Origin of the sequence: Bradyrhizobium sp. CCBAU 45389 (genome assembly GCF_028128625.1) — a bacterium.
GTDB lineage: Bacteria > Pseudomonadota > Alphaproteobacteria > Rhizobiales > Xanthobacteraceae > Bradyrhizobium > Bradyrhizobium liaoningense_B.
Genome location: NZ_LBIY01000099.1, coordinates 625413 through 646734 on the forward strand (window position 1 = coordinate 625413; position 21322 = coordinate 646734).

24 protein-coding genes are annotated in these 21322 nt (G+C 64.3%); 3 read left to right on the forward strand and 21 right to left on the reverse strand.

Annotated elements, in window-relative coordinates; genetic code table 11:
- From XH79_RS42145 to motA, 21 genes are all read right to left on the reverse strand, one after another.
- Entirely contained in the window at nucleotides 1-708 is a 708-nt protein-coding gene (locus XH79_RS42145) for a hypothetical protein (protein WP_212339944.1), read from the reverse strand.
- Nucleotides 705-2333 (reverse strand): flagellar basal-body MS-ring/collar protein FliF, encoded by a 1629-nt coding sequence (gene fliF, locus XH79_RS42150; protein WP_212339945.1) that lies wholly within the window; start codon nucleotides 2331-2333, stop codon nucleotides 705-707. The genes XH79_RS42145 and fliF overlap by 4 nt, the downstream gene beginning before the upstream one ends.
- 304 nt (nucleotides 2334-2637) lie before the next feature.
- Nucleotides 2638-3585 (reverse strand): flagellin, encoded by a 948-nt coding sequence (locus tag XH79_RS42155; protein WP_271585553.1) that lies wholly within the window; start codon nucleotides 3583-3585, stop codon nucleotides 2638-2640.
- A gap of 294 nt (nucleotides 3586-3879) precedes the next feature.
- Entirely contained in the window at nucleotides 3880-4827 is a 948-nt protein-coding gene (locus XH79_RS42160; protein WP_271585554.1) for a flagellin, read from the reverse strand.
- Between the two features lie 271 nt (nucleotides 4828-5098).
- Nucleotides 5099-6043, reverse strand: a complete 945-nt coding sequence (locus XH79_RS42165; protein ID WP_271585555.1) for a flagellin N-terminal helical domain-containing protein — start codon at nucleotides 6041-6043, stop codon at nucleotides 5099-5101.
- A 264-nt stretch (nucleotides 6044-6307) separates the two neighbouring features.
- The gene (gene fliP, locus XH79_RS42170) at nucleotides 6308-7048 is read right to left on the reverse strand and encodes a flagellar type III secretion system pore protein FliP (RefSeq protein WP_130365260.1); all 741 of its coding nucleotides are present in this window, start codon (nucleotides 7046-7048) and stop codon (nucleotides 6308-6310) included.
- A complete protein-coding gene (locus tag XH79_RS42175; protein ID WP_271585556.1) occupies nucleotides 7045-7488 on the reverse strand; it encodes a flagellar basal body-associated FliL family protein in 444 nt (147 codons plus the stop codon). Before XH79_RS42175 ends, fliP begins: the two co-directional genes overlap by 4 nt.
- A gap of 42 nt (nucleotides 7489-7530) precedes the next feature.
- Nucleotides 7531-8226, reverse strand: a complete 696-nt coding sequence (gene flgH, locus XH79_RS42180; RefSeq protein WP_271585557.1) for a flagellar basal body L-ring protein FlgH — start codon at nucleotides 8224-8226, stop codon at nucleotides 7531-7533.
- Nucleotides 8227-8988 carry a MotE family protein gene (locus tag XH79_RS42185; RefSeq protein ID WP_271585558.1) on the reverse strand — a complete coding sequence of 254 codons (762 nt, stop codon included), beginning with the start codon at nucleotides 8986-8988 and terminating at the stop codon, nucleotides 8227-8229.
- A gap of 67 nt (nucleotides 8989-9055) precedes the next feature.
- On the reverse strand, nucleotides 9056-10186 hold the full coding sequence (gene flgI / locus XH79_RS42190; protein WP_212348714.1) for a flagellar basal body P-ring protein FlgI: 1131 nt from the start codon (nucleotides 10184-10186) through the stop codon (nucleotides 9056-9058).
- On the reverse strand, nucleotides 10183-10659 hold the full coding sequence (flgA, locus tag XH79_RS42195) for a flagellar basal body P-ring formation chaperone FlgA (RefSeq protein WP_271585559.1): 477 nt from the start codon (nucleotides 10657-10659) through the stop codon (nucleotides 10183-10185). Before flgA ends, flgI begins: the two co-directional genes overlap by 4 nt.
- A gap of 13 nt (nucleotides 10660-10672) precedes the next feature.
- Entirely contained in the window at nucleotides 10673-11461 is a 789-nt protein-coding gene (flgG, locus tag XH79_RS42200; protein ID WP_212348708.1) for a flagellar basal-body rod protein FlgG, read from the reverse strand.
- A gap of 18 nt (nucleotides 11462-11479) precedes the next feature.
- The gene (locus tag XH79_RS42205) at nucleotides 11480-11809 is read right to left on the reverse strand and encodes a flagellar hook-basal body complex protein FliE (RefSeq protein WP_212348705.1); all 330 of its coding nucleotides are present in this window, start codon (nucleotides 11807-11809) and stop codon (nucleotides 11480-11482) included.
- A gap of 2 nt (nucleotides 11810-11811) precedes the next feature.
- The gene (flgC, locus tag XH79_RS42210; RefSeq protein ID WP_212348702.1) at nucleotides 11812-12228 is read right to left on the reverse strand and encodes a flagellar basal body rod protein FlgC; all 417 of its coding nucleotides are present in this window, start codon (nucleotides 12226-12228) and stop codon (nucleotides 11812-11814) included.
- Nucleotides 12229-12239: 11 nt separating this feature from the next.
- Nucleotides 12240-12641: a flagellar basal body rod protein FlgB gene (gene flgB / locus XH79_RS42215; RefSeq protein ID WP_212348699.1), complete on the reverse strand. Its 402-nt coding sequence runs from the start codon at nucleotides 12639-12641 to the stop codon at nucleotides 12240-12242.
- A 64-nt stretch (nucleotides 12642-12705) separates the two neighbouring features.
- Nucleotides 12706-13791: a flagellar biosynthesis protein FlhB gene (flhB, locus tag XH79_RS42220; RefSeq protein ID WP_212348696.1), complete on the reverse strand. Its 1086-nt coding sequence runs from the start codon at nucleotides 13789-13791 to the stop codon at nucleotides 12706-12708.
- 13 nt (nucleotides 13792-13804) lie between these two features.
- Entirely contained in the window at nucleotides 13805-14845 is a 1041-nt protein-coding gene (locus XH79_RS42225) for a flagellar motor switch protein FliG (RefSeq protein WP_212348693.1), read from the reverse strand.
- 2 nt (nucleotides 14846-14847) lie between these two features.
- Nucleotides 14848-15222 carry a flagellar motor switch protein FliN gene (gene fliN, locus XH79_RS42230; RefSeq protein WP_212348690.1) on the reverse strand — a complete coding sequence of 125 codons (375 nt, stop codon included), beginning with the start codon at nucleotides 15220-15222 and terminating at the stop codon, nucleotides 14848-14850.
- Nucleotides 15223-15298: 76 nt separating this feature from the next.
- Entirely contained in the window at nucleotides 15299-15604 is a 306-nt protein-coding gene (locus XH79_RS42235; RefSeq protein WP_271585560.1) for a hypothetical protein, read from the reverse strand.
- On the reverse strand, nucleotides 15585-16523 hold the full coding sequence (locus XH79_RS42240; RefSeq protein ID WP_433996677.1) for a flagellar motor switch protein FliM: 939 nt from the start codon (nucleotides 16521-16523) through the stop codon (nucleotides 15585-15587). The genes XH79_RS42235 and XH79_RS42240 overlap by 20 nt, the downstream gene beginning before the upstream one ends.
- Before the next feature lie 2 nt (nucleotides 16524-16525).
- Nucleotides 16526-17422 (reverse strand): flagellar motor stator protein MotA, encoded by an 897-nt coding sequence (motA, locus tag XH79_RS42245; RefSeq protein ID WP_212348681.1) that lies wholly within the window; start codon nucleotides 17420-17422, stop codon nucleotides 16526-16528.
- Between the two features lie 143 nt (nucleotides 17423-17565).
- Between motA and XH79_RS42250 the strand changes: the two genes are divergently transcribed.
- From XH79_RS42250 to fliI, 3 genes are read left to right on the forward strand one after another with little or no spacing between them, the layout of a single operon-like run.
- Nucleotides 17566-18354 (forward strand): DUF1217 domain-containing protein, encoded by a 789-nt coding sequence (locus XH79_RS42250; RefSeq protein WP_212348678.1) that lies wholly within the window; start codon nucleotides 17566-17568, stop codon nucleotides 18352-18354.
- Nucleotides 18355-18357: 3 nt separating this feature from the next.
- The gene (flgF, locus tag XH79_RS42255; RefSeq protein ID WP_271585561.1) at nucleotides 18358-19086 is read left to right on the forward strand and encodes a flagellar basal-body rod protein FlgF; all 729 of its coding nucleotides are present in this window, start codon (nucleotides 18358-18360) and stop codon (nucleotides 19084-19086) included.
- A gap of 48 nt (nucleotides 19087-19134) precedes the next feature.
- Nucleotides 19135-20460, forward strand: a complete 1326-nt coding sequence (gene fliI / locus XH79_RS42260) for a flagellar protein export ATPase FliI (protein WP_271585562.1) — start codon at nucleotides 19135-19137, stop codon at nucleotides 20458-20460.
- Nucleotides 20461-21322 lie beyond the last annotated feature (862 nt).

The window sequence follows — 21322 nt, forward strand, 5'->3', positions numbered from 1 at the left end:
CTACCGGCGCGCTTCCTTCAGGCGTTCGCCCCAGGCTGTGATCTGCGTCTCGATCACGGTCTGGTCGGCGACGACGCGGACCTCAGAAGTCTCGGCGACCTCATATTCGACCCCCGTGCGCCTGCTAGCTTCGAGCTGGGTCCTCACGAGGTCGAGCAGCTCGCTCGGGCCGGTGACCTTGAACACCGGCACCGGCGAATTGCCGGTCAGCGCCGCGATCTGCTCGACCAGCGATCCAACCGCCTTGTCGCGGACCGCATCGGCAAGGAAAGGCAGCAGGATGCGCGCGACGGAGCTCGCGATGTTGGTCTCGATCTCGCGGCACGCCGCCTCGAAGCCGCCGACGATCGCGGCGGCCTGCTGGTCGGACCACTTGGAGCGTTCCTCGCCGAGCCGGATCGCGCTGCGGACGCGCTCCTCGGCGACCCTGGCATCGCCTTCGGCGACGCCTGCGGCATGGCCGCGACGATAGGCATCGTCGAGAAGATTGACCGGCGGCGCTTCCGCCTCGGGCGCCGGAGGCGCCGGCTGAAGCTGCGGCTGCGATTGAGGCTGACGCTGCGGCTGGGCCTGCGGTTGCGGCTCGCGCCGCGCCTCCTTCGGCCTCGTCAGCACGTCCTGGATCTTGGGTGGCGGCGGAGGCGGCGGCGATTTGACCCGGCCGTTCGCATCGAACTGCGTCAGGAGTTTTCCGATTGCCGCGTTCATGCCGCCTCCTCGCGTCGCATCCAGTCTTTAAGGATCGCTGCCGCTTGCGCCTGATCGAGCCGGACAATCTGCTCGAGCCGCTTCTGCGGTGTTCGCTGCATCTTGCCTTCGAGATCCTCGACGAGATTGAGCTCGGGATCCTGGCTCTCGGTCAATGCAAGGGCCGCAGCGGCTTCGAGCTCGGCAGCCTCGGCCGCCTCGGTCTGCTCCTGCGCCGCCCGATGGGTCAGAATGCCGTTGACCGCGGGCCGAAGTCCGAACCAGACCAGCATCGAGGCGACCGCCAGGATCGTCACCGCGTTGATGACGCTGCCGAGCTGCTTGTTGATCATCTCGACGAAGCTGATCGGCGGCACCGGCGCGAGCTCGCGCGAGCCTTCGATGAAGTCGACCGCCGTGACCTGGATCTGGTCGCCACGCGCCTTGTCCAACCCGCCGGCGGTCGCCGCGAGCTGGCTGATCTCGGCGAGCTTGCTGTCGACGATGGCCTGGTTGCTCTTGTCGCCGAGATCGGCGACCAGACGCGCGCGGTTGACCAGCACGGCGATGAAGAGCTTCTTGACCAGATAGCCGTCGCTCACGGTCGTCGTGGTCTTGGACGAGACCTCGAAATTGGTCACGTCCTCGCGGCGGGTCTTGTCCTCGCTGGAGTTCTTGCCCCCTCCGGAGTTCACCTGCTGATCGGGCAGGTTCTGCTGCACGGTAGTCGGCTGCGAACGGTCCGCGTTCTGCGACGATTCCTTCTCGCGCACGTTCCGCACCGAACGTTCGGCGCGCCCCTCCGGATCGTAGACGGTCTCGTTGGTCTGCCGCTTGTCGGTGGAGAGCTGCGGGGCGACGCTGACCTCGAAATTGTCCAGGCCCAGATACGGCGTCAGCGCCTTGCGGATGTTCTCCTGCACCATTCCGCCGACTGTCTTCTGCAGGCTCGCCATCTTGGTGGGCGCCGCACTCGCCTCGTCCTCCTCGGCGAGCAGCATCGAGCCGTCGGCATCCAGCACCGTCACCTTGTCGCGGCTCATGCCCGGGATGGCGGCCGCGACGAGATGGCGGATCGACTGAGCCGTGCGCGCCTCGATCGCACCGTCGGTGCGCAGCACGACCGACGCCGAAGGCGGCTGCTGGGTCGCGCGGAACGAACCGCGCACCGGCAGAACGATGTGCACACGCGCCGCCTTCACGCCCTTCATCAGCTGGACGGTGCGCGCGATCTCGCCCTCGAGCGCGCGCAGCTTGGTCACTTCCTGCATGAACGAGGTCAGGCCGAGCGAGCCGATCTTGTCGAACAGCTCGTAGCCGGAATTGGCGCTGGTCGGCAGGCCCTTCTCGGCCAGCAGCATCCGCGCCTGCATGGTCTGGCTCGGACGCACCGAGACGGCGTCACCGGCGGTATTGACGTCGAAGGCGATGTTCTGCTCGCGCAGCGCCGCGCCCATGCGCGTCACGTCTTCGCGGGTGAGGCCGGTATAGAGCGTCTCGAATTCAGGCCGGCTCAGATAGTACGCGCCGCCGACGACGGTGACGAGAACGGCAAAGCCGATCAGCCCCAAGGCCATCAGGCGTCGTGGCCCAAGCTCCAGCAGATTGTTGAGCAGTTGCTGTATCTGCGCACGACTGAACAGCATATGACCTCGTACCAATGCGAACGTAGAGGACACTCCGCTGCCAACCTTGTCTGAAGGTTGCGCGAGACAACGAATGTGTCCGTTCGCGGGCGAGGCGTGGTAAATTTACAAGAAATCGGTGACGCTGCCGTGCGTATCGGCAACAGGTGCACAGCCGGCTGTATAGCGGCGTGATCGGCCGCGGTGTGTCGCTCGATATCTGGCGTCAGGGGATCGATTGCGGGCACATCTTGTGCCGTCATATCCGCCGTTCATGGCGGAGACCGTGCTCCCGTGGGAGCACGGTCGTTTCCAAAGCCGAGGCCTACTTGAACAGCGACAGGATGCTCTGGCTGTTCTGGTTGGCGATCGAGAGCGCCTGAACGCCGAGCTGCTGCTGGGTCTGAAGCGCCTGAAGGCGGGTCGATTCCGCATTCATGTCGGCGTCGACCAGCTGGCCGATGCCGCGATCCACGGAGTCGATCAGGTTCTTGACGAATTCCGTGTTGGTCGCGATGCGGTTCTTGATGGCGCCGAGATTGGCGGCGGCCGAGGCAACCGTGTTGATCGCGGCGGTGACCTGGGTGATGTAGCCGTCGAGAATGGCCTGGTCAGCCGCCGAGTCGTCCAACGAGCCGATGGCGAGCGTGGCGACCGACGCGAACCCGGTCGTGCTGTTGCCGGTCACCGTATCCAGGATACCGGTCTTGGTTGCGCCGTTGACGGTGTAGAGCGCGAAGGTGGCGGTCGTCACCGTGATGGAGCCGATGGTGGGCGTACCGCCGACACGCGAGTACGACGACACGAGGTTGAAGCTCGTCGGCGTGGCCGTAGAACCGGTCGAGGTGTCGATGCTCAGCCAGTTGATGCCGTTGATCGTCGCCGAGTCGGCCTTGAGCTGCATATCCTGCTGGATCTGAGTGATTTCCGACTGGATCTTGGTCCGGTCGATACCGGCGGTCTTGGCTTCGACCAGCAGCGCCTGGAGCTTGGTCAGGCCGGAGTCCTTGTCGCCGATGATCGTGTTCAGAGCGGTGTATTCGGTGTCCACCATCGCAGCCGACAGACCGAGCGAGTCGGAGACCGCGGAGAGCGCGGCGTTGTCGGAGCGCATCGAGGTCGCGATCGACCAATAGGCCGAGTTGTCCGCGGCGGTCGAGACGCGCTGGCCGGTCGAAATCCGGTTCTGCGTGGTCGCGAGCTGCGAGCTGACGTTGCGGAGGGTCTGCAGCGCGGTCATTGCAGACGAGTTGGTGAGCAGACTGGAACTCATTTTTGACGCCCCTTTGAAGATTGTATTGTTAGGGACATACCGGGCTTGCACCGGTACGACAGGGCGGCATCATGCCTTTGGGCCACGGAAATGCGTGTGATGGACCCAACCTGTCGTAGCGGTGAGGTTACCCGCCGAAGTTTGTGCGAAGCTTGTGGCTCCGTGACCGGACCGCAACAGGGTGCGTCAAATCAAGGTACGAGGGGCGAGGTGCGAAAGTCATGGCGCCCGACCAGCCAAATGAAAAGGGCCACGCTTCTCGCGAAGCGCGGCCCTCTGCCGATGGTTTGAAGCTTAGCGGAACAGCGACAGGATGCTCTGGCTGTTGGAGTTGGCGATCGAGAGCGCCTGCACGCCGAGCTGCTGCTGGGTCTGAAGCGCCTGGAGGCGCGTCGATTCCGCGTTCATGTCGGCGTCGACGAGCTGGCCGATACCGCGATCCACCGAGTCCATCAGGTTCTTGACGAATTCCGTGTTGGTCGCGATGCGGTTCTTGACGGCACCGAGATTGGCGGCGGCCGAGGCAACCGTGTTGATCGCGGCGGTGACCTGGTTGATGTAGCCGTCGAGAATGGCCTGGTCCGTTGCCGAGTCGGTCAGCGAGCCGATGGCGAGCGTGGCGACCGACGCGAAGCCCGTCGTGCTGTTGCCGGTCACCGTATCCAGGATACCGGTCTTGGTTGCGCCGTTGACGGTGTAGAGCGCGAAGGTGGCGGTCGTCACCGTGATGGAGCCGATGGTGGGCGTACCGCCGACACGCGAGTACGACGACACGAGGTTGAAGGTCGTCGGCGTGGCCGTGGAACCGGTCGAGGTGTCGATGCTCAGCCAGTTGATGCCGTTGATGGTCGCCGCATCGGCTTTGAGCTTCATATCCCCCTGGATCTGGGAAACTTCCGACTGGATCTTGGTGCGGTCGATGCCGGCGGTCTTGGCTTCGACCAGCAGCGCCTGGAGCTTGGTCAGGCCGGAGTCCTTGTCGCCGATGACCGTGTTCAGAGCGGTGTATTCGGTGTCCACCATAGCGGCCGACAGACCGAGCGAGTCGGAGACCGCGGAGAGCGCGGCGTTGTCGGAGCGCATCGACGTCGCGATCGACCAATAGGCCGAGTTGTCCGCGGCAGTCGAGACGCGCTGGCCGGTCGAAATCCGGTTCTGCGTGGTCGCGAGCTGCGAGCTGACGTTGCGGAGGGTCTGCAGCGCGGTCATTGCAGACGAGTTGGTGAGAAGGCTAGAACCCATTTTTGATGTCCCTTTGACGATTGAATTGAGTTTGGGGACATACCGGGCTTGCACCGGTACGGCAGGGCGGCGTCATGCCTTTGGGCCACGTAAATGCGTGTGAAGGACCCAACCTGTCGTAGCGGTGAGGTTACCCGCCGAAGCTTGTGCGAGGCTTGTGGCTCCGTGTCTCAGTTGCAACACCGAGCTGGATCATGGCGTGGACATGGCGTCACGCAAAAAAAGGCCGCGCTTCTCGTGAAGCGCGGCCCTCCTCCAGATGACCTGAAGTTTAGCGGAACAGCGACAGGATGCTCTGGCTGCTGTTGTTGGCGATCGAGAGCGCCTGAACGCCGAGCTGCTGCTGGACCTGGAGGGCCGCAAGGCGGGTGGATTCCTGGTTCATGTCAGCGTCGACGAGCTGGCCGATGCCGCGATCCACCGAGTCCATCAGGTTCTTGACGAACTCCGTGTTGGTCGAGATGCGGTTCTTGACGGCACCGAGATTGGCGGCGGCCGAGGCAACCGTGCCGATCGCGGCGGTGACCTGCGCGATGTAGCCATCGAGCGTAGCCTGGTCCGTTGCCGAGTCGGTCAGCGAGCCGATGGCGAGCGTGGCGACCGACGCGAACCCGGTCGTGCTGTTGCCGGTCACCGTGTCCAGGATGCCGGTCTTGGTTGCGCCGTTGACGGTGTAGAGCGCGAAGGTGGCGGTCGTCACCGTGATGGAGCCGATGGTGGGCGTGCTGCCGACACGCGAGTACGACGACACGAGGCTGAAGCTCGTCGGCGTAGCCGTGGAACCGGTCGAGGTATCGATGCTCAGCCAGTTGATGCCGTTGATCGTCGCCGAGTCCGCCGTCGACTGCAGCTGCGCCTGGATCTGGCTGACGTCGGCCTGGATCTTGGTCCGGTCGATACCGGCGGTCTTGGCTTCGACCAGCAGCGCCTGGAGCTTGGTCAGGCCGGAGTCCTTGTCGCCGATGACCGTATTGAGCGCGGTGTATTCGGTGTCGACGGTCGCGGCCGACAGACCGAGCGAGTCGGAGACCGCGGAGAGCGCGGCGTTGTCGGAGCGCATCGACGTCGCAATCGACCAATAGGCAGCGTTGTCCGAAGCGGTCGACACGCGCTGGCCGGTGGAGATGCGGGTCTGCGTGGTGGAGAGCTGCGAGCTGACAGACCGCAGGGTCTGGAGCGCGGTCATGGCGGTCGAGTTCGTAAGCAGGCTTGACATTGCGAATGTCCCTTTATGTACGCGTTACATTTTCACGAGGGGACATACCGGGCTTTCACCGGTACGGAGGGGCGGCATCATGCCTTTGGACTGATATGGGTGGGGTCCAACCCGCCGTGCCGCATTGCTAGCACGTCGAATCTTGCGCCGAGATTAAGATCGGCTTGAATTTCGTAGTAATATCATATGGTTACCATTACCCTCCGGTAACCATAAGCCGGTACTTCTCGCTAACCATAACCGACCGACCGGCGATCGCGGCGCTTACGAGAACGACCGCACCAGTCCGGAGGCCAGCAGGTTCCAGCCGTCGATCAGCACGAAGAACAGCATCTTGAACGGCAGCGCGAGGATCGTCGGCGGCATCATCATCATGCCCATCGACATGGTCAGCGTCGCCACGATCATGTCGATCACGAGGAAGGGCAGCATGATGAGGAATCCGATCTCGAAGGAACGCCTGAGCTCGGAGATCATGAAGGCCGGAATGATCACGCGCAGATCGATGCGCTTGTCGTCGAACTTCTTGCGGAAGCTTTCGGCGGCAAGCGACTCGAAGGTCTGCAGATCCTTGTCGCGGACATGGGCCAGCATGAACTCGCGGAACGGATCGGTGATCTTCAGGTAAGCCTCTTCCTCCGAAATCTCGTTCTTCATGAGAGGCTGGACGCCGGTCTCCCAGGCGCGGTCGAAGGTCGGCGCCATCACGTAGAAGGTCATGAACAGCGCAAGGCTGACCAGCACCAGATTGGCCGGCGTGGTCTGGAGGCCAAGGCCGGAGCGCAGGAAGGACAGCGCCACCGCAAATCGCGTGAAGCTCGTCACCATGATGAGCAGCCCCGGCGCCACCGACAGCACCGTGATCAGCGCCATCAGCTGGATGATGCGGCCGCTGGTCGAGCCGTTGCCGGGGGGCAGCAGCGAGTTGAGGTCCGGGATCTGGGCGAGCGCCACTTCGGGCAGCACGGCAAGAAGCAACGCGAGCAGCAGGACTTTCACTCTCACTGGATCACCAACGTCTCTATGATCAACTCGCGGACCTTGCCGGACGAGCGGATATTGGCGCGCTCGGTCAGATCATCGCGCAGATGCTGGAGCCCGCGCGATCCCTCGAATTGCGCGACCGAGGACGATCGCAGATAGGTCACGATGTCCTCGCTGATATGGGCGGCCAGGATGCCGGCATCCTCGTCGCTCATGCTCTCGGTCACCATGGAGGCTTCGACGCGGGCCCAGTTGTTGGCCGGCGCGGCGAGATTGGTCACGATCGGGGACAGCTTTCGAAGCCGGGCGCTGCCGGCGTAGCTCGACGCGATCGGCGGCGGCGCGGCGTTGTTCTTCGCGTCGGCGACGCGCTCGGCGGCCGCAAACAGATGCAGGCCCGCAAGTGCGCCCACACCGATCGCGACCAGGGTCAGCGCCACGATAGCCGCAATCAAGCGCATGACGTCCCCTGCCCTCGCGGCGCGGTCATGCCGGTTCGAACCTCAGAACGGAGCCACGGTGTCATAGATCCGGTGTCCCCATCCAGGCTGCTGCACGTCAGACAGATTTCCGCGACCACCATAGGACACGCGCGCCTCCGCGATCTTGTCGTAGGAGATCGTGTTGGTTCGTGAAATGTCGCGCGGACGCACGATGCCGCCGACATTGAGCACGCGCATCTCGGTGTTGACGCGGAATTCCTGCGAGCCGCTGATCATCATATTGCCGTTCGGCAACACGTCGGTGACGATGGCGGCGATGGACAGCTTGATGTCCTCCGTGCGATCGATCTGACCGTTGCCCTTGATCTGGGTGTTGGTGCTGAGGTTGGCGGTGGTCTGTCCCTTGTCGACCCATCCCGCGACGTCCATCAGCCAGTCCAGCCCGAACTTGATCTGCGAATCGCGCGAGCGGTCGGTCTTGTTGTCGAGCTTGGCCTTGTCCTGCATCGAGATGATCACCGTCACGACGTCGCCGGTGCGCCGCGCGCGGGGATCGCGGTAGAGGTCGGTGCCGTCGTCCCAGGTCGAGCGGTAGCTGACGGGCGTGCGCACGCGGGGCGTCACCGGGATCGGATCGGCCTGCGTCCTCAGGCCGCTGCCGACCGGCGACAATCGCGGACCGGTCAGGACCTCGGCCGGGTCGTTGACGCATCCGGCAAGCATCAGGAGCGAGAGGATGAGGATCAGATTCTTCATCTATTTGGTCTTTCCATCATCCACGCGGCGCATTCCGCCGAGCACGTCGGCAAGATGCGCGGCGCGCGCCGTGTCCATCTCGTTGAAAATTGCGCTCGAGCTCCTCGGGCTGAGCTTGGCAAGCACGGCTGCAGCGGTCTCGTCCGACATGCCGGCGATCTGGGTGGCCGCGGCGTCCGGCTTCATTCGCGAATAGATCTCGACGACCTGCGCCTCGGCCTTCTTCAGGAAGTCGTCGCGCAGCGCCATCCACTTCTCGTATTCGGCGCGCTTGGCCTCGACCTCGGCGATCCGCTCGCGGAGCTGGGTCTCGGCCTTCTCCAGTTCCTTGACCTGCCAGGCGAGCCTCGCATCGACGGCGGGATCAGCCACGTTGCTGCAGAACAGGGCAACCTCGTTATCGGCGGGCACGGCAGCCTGCGGCGGTGCAGGCTTCGGCGGCGCCGTGACGCTGCCGGGTTTGGCCGGACGTGCGGGCGCCGGGGCTGGCGCCTGTGCAGGCGTCTCCGAAGCCGGCACCGCGCCCGTGATCGCGGGGCCGCTATCTTCGGCCGCCCACGCCGTCGCCCGCATCGACGCATTGTCACCCGGGATCGGCGTATGCGGCTTCTGCGGTCCCGGCGCGCGGGCACGGGCGAAGGAAAGCAGGTTGAGCGGCTTCGACGGCTTGGCATCATCCAGCGCTAGCACGGGCGAAGCGCCCGCGAGCGCCGCGGCCGCGACCAGCAGAAGGAGTTTGGCTTTGTGATCCAGCTTCAGCATCGGGACGCGTGCGATTCTCGGTCGAGACTTGAGCATTGAGCGACCAAGCTTGCACGACGCTTATGCATCATTGGACGATGACGTCGGCCTGCAGCGCGCCGGCCGTCTTGATCGCCTGGAGAATGGCGATGATGCCCGACGGCTTGAGGCCGATCTGGTTCAGCCCGCGAACCAGGCGCTGGAGGTCGACGCCGCTCAGAATGGCCACCTGCGATCCGGCCTCGTTGGCCTCGACCACGGTCTGGGGGACGACCACCGTCTGGCCCCGCGAGAACGGTGCCGGCTGCGACACCACGGGCATCTCCGTGACGCGGACCGTCAGATTGCCGTGCGTCACCGCAACCGTCGATATCCGCACGTCGCGTCCGATCACCACCGTGCCGGTGCGCTCGTTGATCACCACCCGCGCCGGAGTATCCGGTTCGACCGTCAGCTCGCCGATTTCCGCCAGGAAGCGGACCGGGCCGACATAGCGCGGCTTCGACAGCACGATAGTCCGATAGTCGCGCTCGAAGGCGATCTGCGAGCGGTAGCGGCCGCCGGCGTAGCGGTTGACGGCGTCCAGGATGCGCGTCGCAGTGACGAAGTCGGGATTCTTGAGCTCCAGCACCAGGAATTCCATTTCATGGAGGCTTCCCTGCACCTCGCGCTCGACCAGCGCCCCGTTCGGGATGCGCCCTGCGGTCGGCGTGCCCTGGCTGACGTTCTGGGCCTGGCCGCCGACGCTGTAGCCGGCAACCGTGACCGCGCCTTGTGCCACCGCATAGACCGCACCATCCGCAGCGCGCAGCGACGTCATCACCAGCGTGCCGCCGAGCAGCGAGGTCGCATCGCCGAGCGACGACACCGTCACGTCCATCCGCTCGCCGGGCCCGATCGAGGGCGGCAGGTCTGCCGTCACCATCACCGCCGCGACGTTGCGCGTGCGCAGCGTGGTGGGGCGCGTCGGATTGGTGGTGCTCGTGGTCTCGTTCCTGACGTTGATGCCCATGTTCTCGAGCATCGATTGCAGGGACTGCTCCGTGAACGGGGCATTGCGCAGCGTGTCGCCGGTGCCGTTCAGGCCGATGACGAGGCCATAGCCGACGATCTGATTCTCACGCAGCCCCTTGATATCCGCGATGTCCTTGATGCGGACGGCGGCCTGGGCGCTGGCGGCGCAAAGGACGAGGACGAGCGCAAGCAGGACTCTGGTCATGACCCGTCCATGACCTTGACGGTGCCGTCCGGCTGGACGACGCCCCTGATGATCACGCCGGTATCGGTGTTGCGCACCGGAATGAGCGCGCCGGCCGCGCCGGACTGCATCGCCGAGCCGTAAGTGACGATCGACAGTCCGCTGTCTTCGACGACGACCTTGACCATGGCGCCGCGGGCGACGGTCCAGGGATCTTCCACCGCGTTGGTCGGGATCGGCTGGCCCGGCAGCAGCGCGCGCCGGGCCATGCGGCCGACCAGAACCTGACGTCCTTCGATGAAAATGGCGACGCCGAGCAGGTTCGGCGCGAAGGCGCGCTCCGTGATCATGTCGTCGCGGATCAGCTCGCCGGCTCGGATCGAGACTGCCGGCACGGGCAGCCGCTTCTCCTCGGCCGCGGCGACGCGCGCGGAGACGAGAACCAGCAGCACGGTGGCCAACCCGCGCACGATCAGGCCCACCCTGTTCAACATGGACACACCGGAACTAGCGAAGGCCCTTCGATACGGTCGAGGCCATTTCATCCGAGGCCTGGATGACCTTGGCGTTCATTTCATAGGCGCGCTGCGCCGAGATCAGCTCGGTGATTTCCTTGACGGGATCGACGTTCGAAGCCTCGAGATATTGCTGGTTGATCTTGCCGTAGCCGGCATCGCCCGGTAGTCCGACGACCGGCGTGCCGGACGCCGTGGTCTCGCGATAGAGATTGCTCCCGAGCGGCTCGAGACCGGCCTCGTTGGCGAAGTTGGCGAGGTTGAGCTGGCCGATCTGCCGCGGGTTCACTTCGGTGTCCAGCTTGGCGAACACCTGACCGGTCTGGTTGACCGTGACCTGGACCGTGCCCTGCGGGATCGTGATTGCGGGATCCAGCAGGTAGCCGTCGGTGGTGACGAGCTGGCTGTTGGCATTGGTGTTGAACGAGCCCGCGCGGGTGTATTGCACCTCGTTGTTGGGGCCCAGCACCTGGAACCAGCCGCGACCGTTGATCGCGAGGTCGTAAGGGTTGCCGGTCTGGGTCAGCGCGCCCTGAATGTGCAGCTTGCGGATCGCCGCCGACTTGACGCCGAGACCGAGATTGGCGCCCTCCGGGATCGGCGACGAGCCGTTGACGTTGGCAACGCCCTGCATGCGGTCCATCTGGTAGAACAGATCGGTGAATTCGGCGCGCGCCCGCTTGTACGACGTCGAGTTAATGTTGGCGATGTTGTTCGCGATGACTTCGATATTGGTCTGCTGGGCGTTCATGCCCGTAGCCGCAATGGCGAGCGATTTCAAAGACCTTACTCCCTCAGATCAAATCGACATCCGGACGACTTCCTGGTAGGCCTGCACGACCTTGTCGCGAACCGCGACCACCGTCTGCAAGGCCTGCTCGGCCGACATCAGCGCCTCGACGACCTTCCGCGTCGACTCTTTGCCCTGCATCGCCGAGATCGACGCCGCTTCGCCCGCCTTCAGCGTGCCGATTGCGTCGGTCGTCACCTGCTTCATCACCGATTCGAAGCCGACATCGTCACCGGTCTGGACCGGAGCCGTCGCAGCGGGCGAGATGGCCTGCGTCTCGGTGGCGCGCGACGCCGCCTGGCCTGCGGAAATCGCGGTGGATGAAATCGCCTCAAGCATTGTCAGCTCCTCAGAAGGTCGATGGTCATGCCCAGCATCGACCTCACCTGTTTCACGACCTGGAGATTGGCCTCATAGGACCGGTTGACTTCCCGCATGTCCGCCATCTCGATCATCATGTTGACGTTCGGCAGCTTGACGTAGCCGGCCTTGTCGGCGGCGGGATGCCCGGGATCGTACTCGACGCGGTATGGCGTGGTGTCGACCCCGATTTCCTTGACCTTCGCGAGCTGCGCGCCGGAGGCACGGTCCATCGCGGCATCGAACGTGATGGTCTTGCGCTGATACGGATCGGCGCCGGCGGTCCGGCCGGTCGAGGTAGCATTGGCGAGGTTTTCCGAGACGATGCGCATGCGCGTCGACTGCGCCTCGAGCCCGGAGCTCGCAACCGTCAGAGAGGCGCTCAGTGCGTCCAGCATGTCAATTCACCTCAGGTTTTCACGCTCGACAGCAGCATGCGATGGAACGAGCGCACGACCGCCGAATTCATCGAGTAGTCGCGATTGACGTCGTTGCCCTTGATCATTTCCTGCTCGAGGCTGACGGAGTTGCCGGAATGAACCACTTCCCAGCTGTCCTTCTTGGCAGTCGCGCGCGTTTCGGTCTCGGCGGCGGACAGCTGAAGGTGCGACGACGACGTCGTCGCAAGCCTGACCGGCATCGTGTCGAGCACCTTGTTGAACGGCTCGACGTCGCGCGCCTTGAAGCCGGGCGTGTTGGCGTTGGCGACGTTGGTGGCAATGGTCGACTGGCGAAGTTCGAGGTACCGCGCCTGCGACGATGCGAGTTCGAAGAGATAAAGCGGTCCCACGACAGCCCCATTCCGGTCCATTCGGGAGAACCCTAGGGCGTTAAGCTTTCGTCAAGCTGTTGCGCGAAGCACCATCCTCGGAAATCTACTGAACCTTCTCAGGGCGCGGGGCCTGCTTCGACTGCAGGAAGTAGATGATCTCGGCGACGGGCCGGAAGAATTCCGCCGGAATCACCTGATCGACCTGAACCGCCTCGTAGAGCGCGCGCGCCAGCGCCTTGTTCTCGATCACCGGGATCCTGTTCTGCTCGGCGACCTCGCGGATCTTCAGCGCGATCACGTCCATGCCCTTGGCCACCACGAGCGGCGCCGGGTTCTCCTCGCGCTTGTAGCGCAGCGCGATCGCGAAGTGGGTCGGGTTCGCGATCACGAGCGTCGCGCGCGCAGCGGAGGCGATCATCCGCTGCCGCGAGCGGTCGCGCGCCAGCGAGCGCAGGCGCGCCTTGACCATTGGATCGCCCTCGGCCTGCTTGTGCTCGTCCTTGATCTCCTGCTTGGTCATGCGCAGTTCGCGCCGCCAGTGGAAGCGCGCCCAGGCGAGATCGATCGCGACCAGCACGATGGTCGCGATGCAGATCGCCGAGACGATCCGCATCGCGATGTTGAGGATCATCTCCGGAAGCGCGACCGGATCGGTGTACATCGCCTCGAACGCCCTCGCTTCGGACGAGCGCAGCACGACGGCGACGACGGCGCTCACCGAACCGAGCTTGAACAGCGACTTCGCAAACTCGACGAGGCCCTGCGTCCCGAACAGCCGGCTCCAGCCGCCGATCGGGGAGATCCGCGACAGGTCCGGCTTGATACGCTGCAGCACCAGGCGCGGCACATTCTGCAGCAGCGAGGCCGCGAGCCCGAACACCATCAGGATGACGACCAGCGGCACCAGGAACCTGAACGCCTGGAGCCCCACCACCGTGAGGAGGTTCTGAGCATCGGCCCCGGTGCTGAGGGGAAAGCCCTCGGGGTCATCGAGCAACCCCTTCAGTGTCGGCACCAATTGCTGCACGCCCTGGCCGATCAGGAATGCCTGGATCACCATCAGCGCGGCCATCGAGGCGAAGATGGATGCCTCCCGAGAGACCGGAATTCTGCCCTGTTCGAGCGAATCACGGACTTTTTTCTCGGTCGGCTCTTCTGTCTTGCTCTCCTGATCGGATGTTTCTGCCATGCCCGTTCAGCGGTCAGCGGAAGACCAGCTCATCCTCCTGGTCGGGGTTGAGCTCGATTTCGCCCTTCTCCGCGAGGTCGAGTGCGAGGTCGGTGATGACGCGGCGCGCCTCGAGCACGTCGCGCTGGTTCGACGGTTCGCCGCTGGCGAGCTCGGCCTCGACGACGCGACGGACGCGCGATGCGACCGAGGACAGGATCAGCTCGCGGAAGTGCCTGTCGGTCCCCTTCAACGCGATCACGATGCGGTCGGTCGGCACCTGGTCGAAGATCATGGTGCGCGCCTTCGGCGCCAGGTTGATGACGTCGTCGAAGGTGAACAGCAGCTCCTTCAGCACCTCGGCCGACTTCGGCCGCTTCTCCGACAGACTCTTCAGTATGTCCTCGATGTGGCCGCGCTCCATCTTGTTGATGATGTCGGCGACACGGGCATAGGTGTCGGCGCCGAGGTTGCGGGCGAAGTTCAGCGTCAGATCTTCGTGCAGCGTCTTCTCGAGGACCTTCATCGCATCGTCGACGATCGGCTTGAGGCTGAGCACACGCCGCATCAGCTCGTTGCGCAGGCTCGACGGCAGCTGGCTCATCACCTTGGCGGCGCAGGACGGCTTGACCTTGGACAGGATGAGCGCCGCGGTCTGCGGATGCTCCTTGGAGAGATAGGTCGCCAGCGAATTCTCCGACACCGACGAGACGCGGTCCCACACCGACCGGCTCGAATTACCGAGCAGATCCGTCATGATCGCCGAGACCTGGTCGGCCGGAAGCACGTCGCCGAGCACGGCTTCCAGACCGCCGAGGGTGCCGAGAATGTTGGCGCCCATCGAGAACTGCTGGGCGAACTCCTCGACGATGCCTTCAAGCTCCTGCGCCGTGATCGGCCGCAGCTCGGCCGCGGCCTTGGTGACGACCCGGATCTCCTGCGGCTCGAACTGCGCGAGCACGCTCGCGGCCGCCTGCCGGCCCATGGCGAGCAGGAGCGCGGCGACCTTTTCCGTTCCACCCAGCGTGGCAACGCCTCGCTGCTTGACGGGAGCGATGCCGACCTGTGCAGCCATTGTCAGGTATCACCCTGCCCCAAAGGCCCGACGATCTCCGTGAGCGAGACGCCGAAGCGGGAATTGTCCTCCTCGACCACGACCACCTCGCCGCGGGCGACGATGCGGCCGTTGACGACGACGTCGACGGGCTCGCCGACCCGGTGATCGAGCGGAACCACGGCGCCGCGGCCAAGCTTCATCAGATTCGCCACCGGAATGGTCGCCGATCCGAGCACCACCTGCATGGTGACGGGAATGCGCAGGATGGCGTCGACATTGGCGAACTTGCCGGTCTCCTCGGCCGTGCGCTGGGCGATCTCCGCCAGCCGCTCCAGCGGAGACGTCTCGGTCTCTCCCGATGCAGGTGCAGACTCATAGTCGAAGGATTGCGCCATTTGGTATCGCCTCTTGGTATTTCCGCTTTCGAAGCGCCGCGACGCTCCGACCGTAATTGTTCCGCCGGTCCGAGCTTCAATGCTTGTTCACGTCGACGCCACCTGCGGATGCGAGCCCGCTTCTGGCGTCGAGCGCCGCGATCGCCTCGTGGGCCTGATCGATCTTCGTGCTCAGCACGTTGGCGAGCCGCCCGAGGTTTGCAGTGGAGTCATGCGCCGCGTTGATGACCGTGTCGAAGGCGCCCGCCGTCTCGTGGACGATGGTCGAGAATTCACCCTGATAGCTGCGCAACCGCGCCAGCTCGCGGTGCATCTTGGTCACGCGCATGCTGGTGAAGGCGAGCGCAATGAGCAGCACGGCATCAACGAGATAGGATATCATCGACGAACTCCCGCTTCTGATCCACGGGATCCGCCACCTGCATGGCGTAATAGCCATCCAGCTGGCCGATCTGACACCAGAACAGCACCTGATTGTTGCTTTCGAGACGAGCCAGCGTGCGCGGCGTGGCTTCGAGCTCGAGCACCTGTCCGACCTGGAACTTCACGACGTCGTCGAGCGTCACCATCTTCTCGTCGAGCACGGCAGTCAACGTCACTTCGGTCTTGTTGACCTCGCTCTCCATCTGCTCGCGCCAACGCGGATCCGACGCACGGCCGTCGCTGACGACGACATGGGCGAGCTTCTGGCGCAGCGGGTTGAGTGCAGAGTGCGGAATGATCAGGAACATCTGGCCGCCGCGATAGAGCGCCTGCACCATCATGTTCGCGCAGATCGACATGTTGCTGCTGCGGCCGATCGCCAGCGACGCCATCGCCGTCTCGACCCGCTCGACACGGAAGGTGACGTTGGACGTGCCGGCAAAGGCGCCCTGCAGCGCCTTGGCGAACCGCTCGAACAGGGCCTGGACCAGGCGGATCTCGATGTTCGAGAAAGTACGCTCGACGTCGAGCGGCGGCTCGGCCCCGTCTGAGCCGAACATCGCCTCGACCATCGTGAACACGAAGTCGCGATCCAGCATGATGATGACGCGCGAGTCCCATTGCTCGGCATAGAGCACGGCGGCGACCGCGTTGCCCTCGTAGTCCTTGATGATGTCGCCGAGGGGGTCGTTGGTAATGCCGTTGACCGAGAAATAGCAGGGCGTTCCCGCCATCGGCTGCAGGCTGTCCGTGCACGATGCCGCCATGCGATCGAAGATCACATTGAGCATCGGCATGCGTTCGATCGAGATACCCGCCGCATCCAGCAGGTAGTTCGGCAGCTGCTTCCGCTGGTCGACCTCGACGTCTTCCATCATCGTCATGCGCGGGCCGCCTTCGGTTCAGCGTCGGCAACGACCGCCTTGGGACCTGCGATCGTCTCGTTCTCGACGACGTCGATCGAAGGACGCTCGTTGCTCGAGATCATCTTGCGCCCGTGCTCGACCGCGATCTGCGGCATGGCGCCGTTCATGAAGGCCAGCAGCGTCTGCTTGACGATGATGTAGGGTCGGCACTTCTTCTCGCGCATCATCTTGATCTTGATCGCGAAGGGCGAAAGGACGCCGTAGGATATGAAGATGCCGGCGAAGGTCCCGACCAGGGCGGCGCCGATGAAGCCGCCGAGCAGCTTCGGCGACTGGTCGAGCGCGCCCATCGCCTTGATGACGCCGAGCACCGCGGCCACGATGCCGAGCGCCGGCATCGCCTCCGACACCGTCACCAGCGCATGGTAAGGCGCCAGCTTGCTCTTCACGATGGTGTGGATCTCCTCGTCCATCAGCGCTTCGATCTCATGCGTGCGCGCGTTGCCCATGATGATGAGACGGACATAGTCGCAGATGAACTGGAGCAGTGAGGGGTCGCCGAGCACGTTGGGGAACGCCTTGAAGATCTCGGACGAGGAGGGATCGTCGATATGCGCCTCCACCTCGTTGCGGCCCTTGCCCCGCAGCTCACGCATCAGGGCGTGCAGCGCGCCGAGCAGGTCGAGATAATAGCGCTGTCCGGGCACCGCGTTGGTGATGGCCTGCATGCAGGCGACCCCGGTGTCGACGACCGTCTTCCACGGATTGGCCAGGATGAAGGTGCCGACCGCGGTGCCTATGATGATGACGAATTCCCACGGCTGCATCAGCACGGCCAGATGCCCGCCCATGGCGGCAAATCCGCCGAGCAGCGCCGCCACCGTGATGAATATCCCCACGAAACTGCCCAACGCGCCGCTCCATCGCCGATCCCACCGGGAATATCTAGTTGGCGAGCCTTGCGCGAAGCTGGCTTGCCGCATCATCAGCCTCGCGCAAGCAATCCGCGGCAGCTTGGGACGAAGTCGCAATTGCGGCCAAAGGGGCGCGTGTCATGCTATCCACCATCGCGGATTACACCAGACTGACCACGGACCTGGGCAAGTCGATGACCCAGGTCGCGCAGGAGCCGGACGTCAGCCGCGAGACCGATTACTTTCTCAGCCATATCGGCAATGTGAAGACGATCGACGACTTCCTGAAGGACTATCGCCTCTACTCCTATGCGATGAAGGCCTACGGCCTCAGCGACATGACCTACGCCAAGGCGTTCATGCGCAAGGTGCTGACCGAAGGGGTCTCGGATTCGGACGCCTTCGCCAACAAGCTCAGCGACACCCGCTACCGGCAATTCGCCACCGCCTTCAATTTCGCCGCGCTCGGCGACCAGGCGACCCAGACCACGGCAGCCACGACCGGTACGGCCACCCAATACGTCACGCAGACGATGGAGGAGAAGGCCGGCGACCAGAACGAAGGCCTGCGGCTGGCGCTCTATTTCACCCGCAAAGCCTCCACGATCACCAACGCCTACGAGATCCTCGCCGACAAGGCGCTGACGCAGGTGGTGCAGACCGCAATGGGCTGGTCGTCGACGATCAGCTCGTCCGACATCGACATGCAGGCCAAGTTGATCACCGACAATATCGATCTCACCGATTTCCAGGATTCGACCAAGGTCACCAAATTCGTGCAGCGTTTCGCGGCGATGTGGGACGCGACCCAAGCCCAGAGCGATACCTCGACCAATCCCGCGCTGGTCCTGATCGCCGGCGCCTCGACGTCGATCAGCATGGATACCGACATGCTCACGACGCTTCAGAACATCAAGTTCAACAGGTAAGTCATGCAATCCGCTCTCTATGTGGGATTGTCGGCGCAGGTCGCTCTCGAAAAGCGCCTCCAGACGATCGCCAACAACGTCGCCAACGTCAACACGGCGGCGTTCCGCACCGACGTGGTGAAGTTCGAGACCGTGCTGTCCAAGGCCGGCGCAAACCCGGTCGCCTTCTCCTCGCCCGGCGACAACATCATCTCGCGCGAGCAAGGCAGCATCACCGAGAGCGGCAATCCGCTCGACGTCGCTGTGGTCGGACAGGGCTTTCTCGCCTTCGCCGGTCCGAACGGCACGGTCTATACGCGCGACGGCCGGCTCCAGATCGCCGCCAACGGCGACCTTCAGACGGTGTCCGGCTTCCCCGTCATCGATGCCGGCGGCGCCCAGATCACACTCGACCCGAACGGCGGACCGGTCTCGATCTCGCGCAGCGGCGCGATCACCCAGGACAACAACGAGATCGGCACCATCGGCCTGTTCAACATTCCCGCTGACGCCAATCTCGAGCGCTACGGCAATTCCGGCGTCACGCCCGACCGGCCCGCGACAGCCATTGCCGATTTCTCCCGCGACGGCTTCAAGCAGGGCTACGTCGAGGGGTCCGGCGCCAACCCGATGATGGAATTGACCAAGCTGATGGCAGCCTCGCGCGCCTTCGACGGCACCAATTCGATGATCGAGGGCACCGAGAGCTCGCTGCAGAACGCAATCCGGACGCTGGGCGAGCCGGGCAAATAGACTCGCAAGTAGAGTGCGCCGCGTGCGCAATGAGGGTGGACGGTTTCCTTGAACGCTCTTCGGCAACTCGAGTGGGCCCTGCTGGAGCTTCAGCAGAGCACTCCCCTGGCCAGCGTCAGCGGCGCGATCTCGGAGATCGCGCCGACGCATTTCCGTGTCTCCGGCCTGTCGCGCTTCGTCAGGCTTGGTGAGCTGATCGGCGTCAATTCCGGCGGCAAGCCCCAGATCGGCGAGGTGGTCCGAATCGACAGCGACGGCATCATCGCCAAACCGTTCGACCGGCAGTTCGGCGGCGGCCTCGGCTCCGTCGCCTACCGGATGCCGCCGCTGTCCTTCGCGCCCGATCCGAGCTGGAAGGGCCGTGTCATCAACGCGCTCGGCGCCCCGCTGGACGGACAGGGTCCGCTCACGCCGGGATCGCGCGCCGTCTCGGCGGAGGCCGAGGCGCCGTCGGCCATGAAGCGCGCGCGCGTCCACAAGCCGCTGCGCACCGGCGTGCGCGTCATCGACCTGTTCTCCCCGATCTGCGCCGGCCAGCGCGTCGGCATCTTCGCCGGCTCCGGCGTCGGCAAATCGACGCTGCTCGCCATGCTCGCCCGCAGCCAGGGCTTCGACACCGTCGTGCTGGCCCTGGTCGGCGAGCGCGGCCGCGAGGTGCGCGAATTCATCGAGGACGTGCTCGGCAACAACCGCAGCCGCGCCGTCACCGTCGTATCGACGGGAGACGAGAGCCCGATGATGCGGCGGCTGGCGCCGAAGACGGCCATGGCGGTCGCCGAATATTTCCGCGATCGGGGCGAATCGGTCCTGCTCATGGTCGATTCGATCACCCGCTTCGCCCACGCGGCCCGCGAGGTCGCGCTCGCCGCCGGCGAGCCCGCGGTGGCGCGCGGCTACGCACCGACGGTCTTCACCGATCTGCCGCGCCTTCTGGAGCGCGCCGGCCCCGGCGAGGAGGGATCCGGCACCATCACCGGCATTTTCTCCGTGCTGGTCGACGGCGACGACCACAACGAGCCGATCGCCGATACCATCCGCAGCACGCTCGATGGGCACATCGTGCTCTCCAGGCACATCGCCGACCAGGCCCGCTATCCGGCCGTGGACGTCCTCGCTTCGGTCTCCCGCCTTGCCCACAACGTCTGGGACCCCGAGGAACGCGAATTGGTGAGCAAGCTGCGCACCATGATCTCCAAATACGAGGACACCCGGGACCTGCGCCTGATGGGCGGATACCAGTCCGGACGCGATTCGGGCCTCGACCAGGCGGTCGACATGGTTCCGCGGATCTACAACGCCATGCGGCAGGACGCTTCGGCGCCACCGAGCGCCGACCCGTTCCGCGAGCTCCGGGACATGCTCAAGGGCGACTAAGGCGCGACGAGATCCGGATGGATCGTCATCGTGCTTTAGGTTGTTGTTACGCATGATCTTTCCGGAAAACCGCTTCGCACTTTGCGCTGACGCAGCCCTCCAGCTTTAGCGGGAACGGAACGGGGCGCGCGGCGTCCGCGGTTTCGCCTTGCTCACGACTTCGGCGGTCGGTCACGCATGGCGCCGCGCTGACGGCGCATGCACACCATGGCTGCCGCCGCCTTCCTCTCAGCGCGCTTCAACCGTTCGGAGGAGCATGGGCGGCTGCGTCGCAGGCGGCGAATCGTCGATTCTCCGAATCGCGCCGACAACAACTGCCGCGTGTAATCCTTGCGGGTTCCCTCGGGCAATTCTCCCGCGGATCGCACAAGTTGTGGATGATTCATCGACACACATCGCCTTGGTCATGCACAAGCTTCGATCAAACTGCATCAACGGCAGACATCAACATGCTGTGCAATCAAACCGTCGTATAGTTGCGTGCATGTTGCGCGCGGGACAGCGTATTGCGTTCACCATCATGTGTCCCTGGGCGCGAGATTGTCTTGAACGTTACATTCGCCTGCAGCGACATCCAGTCTCCGAGAGCGTCTCTACTTGATTTTGTTGAGAAGCTCATTCATCGTTTTGGCGGAAGATAAGAAACATGTACGTGTGACTTGAACTTCAGGGGCTTCGGTTGAACAACTCCGATCCATCATCCGCTGGTGACGGCAACTCGGGCTCCCGTGCGACGACGAGATTGGTATGCCATCGGCGTAACCTCACGCTCCGGACTGCACCACGCGCATCGGTCCGTGTCGGACACGCTGCAGTCCGTGCCTTCGAGCAGAGGCCGGGTATGACATGCTCATCGGACGTC